Raw genomic sequence first — 3,954 nt, forward strand, 5'->3', positions numbered from 1 at the left:
GACGAGTCCTTTGCCAACACGCCCACTGCGGAGGACTCGTCGCCTCGTCCACGACCTGAAAATTGAGCTGAGACGAAATACTAGGCAACGCTTACGCCAAAAGCCCCTTGATCACCCGACCGCCTTGATTGTCCAGCAAGGACATGGATCGGTTGTTGGAATCATAGTGAAATCGTTCGGCGTCTAGCCCGAACAAGTGCAACAAGGTGGCATGGTAATCGAAGTGGTTGACCACATCCTCGACCGCCTTGTGTCCGAGTTCGTCCGTTGCACCGTAAACGTGGCCGCGTTTAAAACCACCTCCGGCGACCCACATACTGAAACCATACGTATTGTGGTCGCGCCCGACTCGCGAGGGACCGGAATTGTTTTCTATGACGGGTAAGCGGCCCATTTCGCCTCCCCAATGCACGATGGTGGAATCGAGCATTCCGCGTTGCTTCAGATCCTTGACGAGTGCGGCCGACGGCACATCGACTTTCTTACAAGCCGTGGGCAGCTTGCTGACGATGCTGCCATGATGATCCCAGCGTTGGTTTTCGGTAAAGATCTGTGCAAAGCGGACGCCCCGCTCGATCAACCGCCGCGCGATCAGACACCTCGCTCCAAACTCTTTCGTCTCGGGATTCTCCAACCCGTACATTTTTAGCGTCGCTTGCGTCTCGGTACTGAAGTCGACCGCTTCCTTGGCCGCCAGTTGCATGTTGGCCGCCAATTCGTAACTGGCGATCCTCGCTTCGAGATCGTGGTAACCGACGCGGCGGGCCAGGTGCTCACGGTTGAGTTCTTCCAGATAGTTGAGCGCCTCGGTTTGTGCGGCACCTTTCAAGTACGGGGGCGGATCGAGGTTCAGGATGCGCGGGGCTTGCGGGCGGATGACCGTCCCTTGATAGATCGAGGGCAGGAAACCGTTGGTCCAATTTTCCACGCCCATCACCGGCAATTGGCCTGGATCGATGAGCGCGACGTAGGCGGGCAGGTTGTCGGTTTCGCAGCCCAGACCATACGTCAGCCAACTGCCCACGGTGGGACGACCTGACAAAATACGTCCGTTCTGCATCGCTTGAATCGACTGGCCGTGATTGTTCACGCCGGTGTGCATCGATCGGATCAGAGTGATGTCGTCGACCACTTCGCCCAAGCCGGGCAGCAGCTCCGAGATCTCCATCCCGCAACCACCATGTTTGTGAAACTTCCACGGCGACGCCATCAGTTTGGAACTGGCCTCCGCCGCGTTGTCGTACTTGATGTCGCCTTCGAAATCTTTTCCGTCCATCTTCTGCAGCTCGGGCTTGGGATCAAAGAGATCCAGATGGCTCGGGCCGCCCTGCATCCACAGCGAGATCATCGCCTTGGCGCGGGGCTCGAAATGGGGCGACTTCGGTTTCAAGTCATACGACTTGGGCTCCATTTCCGGACGGGCAAACGGATCGTCCGCCGGCGATGCCGCGTTCACACGCTCGTTTTGCAGTAGGGCGTTTAACGCGAATCCCATCAAACTCATCGCGCCAGTGGCGTTGAAATGACGGCGCGATGACGCAGTGGTGGAGGCGAGATTTCCCGAACGCCGGGTTGGCTGCTGATCTTTCATAACAATTCAATCGACGTACAAGAAACGGTTTGAACTCAAGAGCGTCTGACAAAAACTGGACAGCGCTAACATCGCGGGCGTTTGCGTTTCGTCCTGCTTGGCGAGACCGGCCGCCTGGGGAGAATTCGCAAGCACCGCCGTCTCACGCTCGATGAAGTCCAGTGCCGAGGCGATCTGTTGGTCGCTGGGTGATTGGCAATAGGCCAGTTCCCAGGCAAGCTTGACCTGGTCGGATCGGTCCGACCCCGCTTGTGCGACCAGTCGGCGGGCGAAATCGTGGGATCGATCGTGCACAAATTCGTTGTTCATCAACAGCAACGATTGCGGAGCGACCGTCGAGGTCCGGCGGACTTCACAATTAGGATCCATCCGCGGTGCGTCAAAGCTATCGAGCAAACTGAGCGGGCGGCTGCGTCGCACCTGGGCGTAAACCGAGCGGCGCAAGTCTTCGCCCTTCATGTCGATCAACGCTCCGGGGCGACCGGCATTGAGATTTTCAATCCCAAGGACAAACTGGCCGACCGTGTCCGCCATCACGGGAACGGGAGGCCCAAACGGTTTGGAGTTCAATTTGCCACTAATGGCCAGCATGCTGTCACGAATCGTTTCCGCCTCCAGACGACGCAACGACATCCCGCTGAGCAACCGATTGTCGGGGTCGGTGCGATCGGGCGGAATCACCCTCAGCGCTTGGCGGTACGCGGTCGATGTCATCACCAGGCGGTGAAACGTTTTCAGGCTCCACCCACTCTCCATGAATTGCGTCGCCAACCAGTCCAACAGCTCTGGATGGGAGGGCGGTTCACCCAGCCTGCCAAAGTCACTGGGGGTCGCCACGATCCCGGTCCCAAAGTGATGCATCCAAAATCGATTCACCAAGACACGCGCGAGCAGTGGATGCCGACCATTGGTGAGATAGTTGGCGTAGGCCAACCGGCGTCCCGTGGTCAGCAGAGCTTCGTCATTGAGAGGGATTTCAGCGGGATTGTTTGCCATCACCACCGAGAGCGGTGCAGGGGCCACCTTGTCCGTCGGATTGTGGTAATCACCTCGCGCGAAGACAAACGTTTCGGGGACCTTCCCGGGGACTTCCGTCAATGCCTGCACGAAATGCTCTTTCGGCTTTGTCGCGCGGAGTGCTTTGGCGCGATTGGCAATCGCGGCCAGCTGTGGCGCTCGTTCCTTCGTCCGGTCGATGACCGACTGCCGCTGGGCCACTTCGGCAGCGGCCTGTGGGTCGAATTCTGCAAGGTTGCCGGCGGTGACTTCCAACCCGGCGTGTTCGGCCAGTCGGTCTTGCTGCTCCTTGGTTCGTTTTTCGCGTGGGACCGCGATCGCCGCAGCCACTTGCTTTGCAACGTCGTCGGCGAGTGATTGGAGTGCGAGTTTTTGCGCGGCCGCGATTGCGGCGGCTGTTTTGTCTGCCTGCTCCTTCTTCAACCCCGCGAGCTTGCTACGAAGTTCGCGGTCATACAGGTACAGCGCACCGGCGGAGATCTTCAGGATTTTGGGATACTTTTTTAAATGGTCTTGTTGTTCCTTGGTCCGCTTGGCCACCGGGGTTTGGTAAGCGACCCGTAGTGCATCGCGCAACGCTTCGGGAACATGCTGGACGAGTTGATCCTCCAACGTCTCGGCGATCAGTTCCTCGGCGCGTTGCTTGTATTCCGCATCAATCTGTTTGGCTTGGGCTTCGATTTCCGAGGCCACCTTGCGATCTTCGTCGGTGTACAGCGACACCAACCGGGCCGACGGCTTACGCCAGTTCTTCCAGTCATAAGCGGGTTCGAAGATCGCTCGAATCTGAAAATACTCCGCCTGTGGAATCGGATCGTAGCGATGATTGTGGCACTGGGCACAGCTCAGTGTCAGCCCCAACAACGAGCTGCCCACCACATGCAGCGTGTCGGCGATGACTTGGTTTTCAGCCAGTGGCAGCTCCTCGCCGCTGACTTTCCCCGTGCCGTCAGGAACCATTCGTAAGAAACCGGTGGCGATCAGTTTCTCCGTTTCGTCGGCCGTCAGATTCTTTTTGGGAAAGCCGATCATTTCGTCGCCGGCCAACTGTTCGCGGATAAAACGATCAAACGGCATGTCGTCATTCATCGCCCTGATGACATAGTCACGGTAGTGATACGCGTGCGGGCGGATGGGATCGTCGATCGTGTATCCTTCGGAATCCGCATAGCCAACCACGTCCAACCAGTGCCGCCCCCAGCGTTCACCGTACTGTGGTGATTCAAGCAATCGGTCGATCAAGTTTTACACGGCATCCGGGGACTGGTCGGCGACGAAGTCCTGGACTTGTTGGGGTGTGGGAGGCAATCCGGTCAGATCATACGCGGCTCGTCGAATGAAGGTCC

The 3,954-nt window shown here is 58.1% G+C and carries 2 protein-coding genes and 1 pseudogene; all 3 read right to left on the bottom strand.

Going from position 1 to position 3,954, the window contains the following annotated elements:
- Positions 1 to 91 precede the first annotated feature (91 nt).
- Positions 92 to 1,495, bottom strand: a complete 1,404-nt coding sequence (locus ABX749_RS24880) for a DUF1501 domain-containing protein (protein WP_372898368.1) — start codon at positions 1,493 to 1,495, stop codon at positions 92 to 94.
- 102 nt (positions 1,496 to 1,597) lie between these two features.
- A complete protein-coding gene (locus ABX749_RS24885; RefSeq protein WP_372898369.1) occupies positions 1,598 to 2,587 on the bottom strand; it encodes a DUF1553 domain-containing protein in 990 nt (329 codons plus the stop codon).
- 798 nt (positions 2,588 to 3,385) lie between these two features.
- A pseudogene (locus ABX749_RS24890) lies at positions 3,386 to 3,946 on the bottom strand (DUF1549 domain-containing protein); the annotation flags it as partial.
- Positions 3,947 to 3,954 lie beyond the last annotated feature (8 nt).

This window comes from Stieleria sp., assembly GCF_041595215.1.
Classification (GTDB): domain Bacteria; phylum Planctomycetota; class Planctomycetia; order Pirellulales; family Pirellulaceae; genus Stieleria; species Stieleria magnilauensis.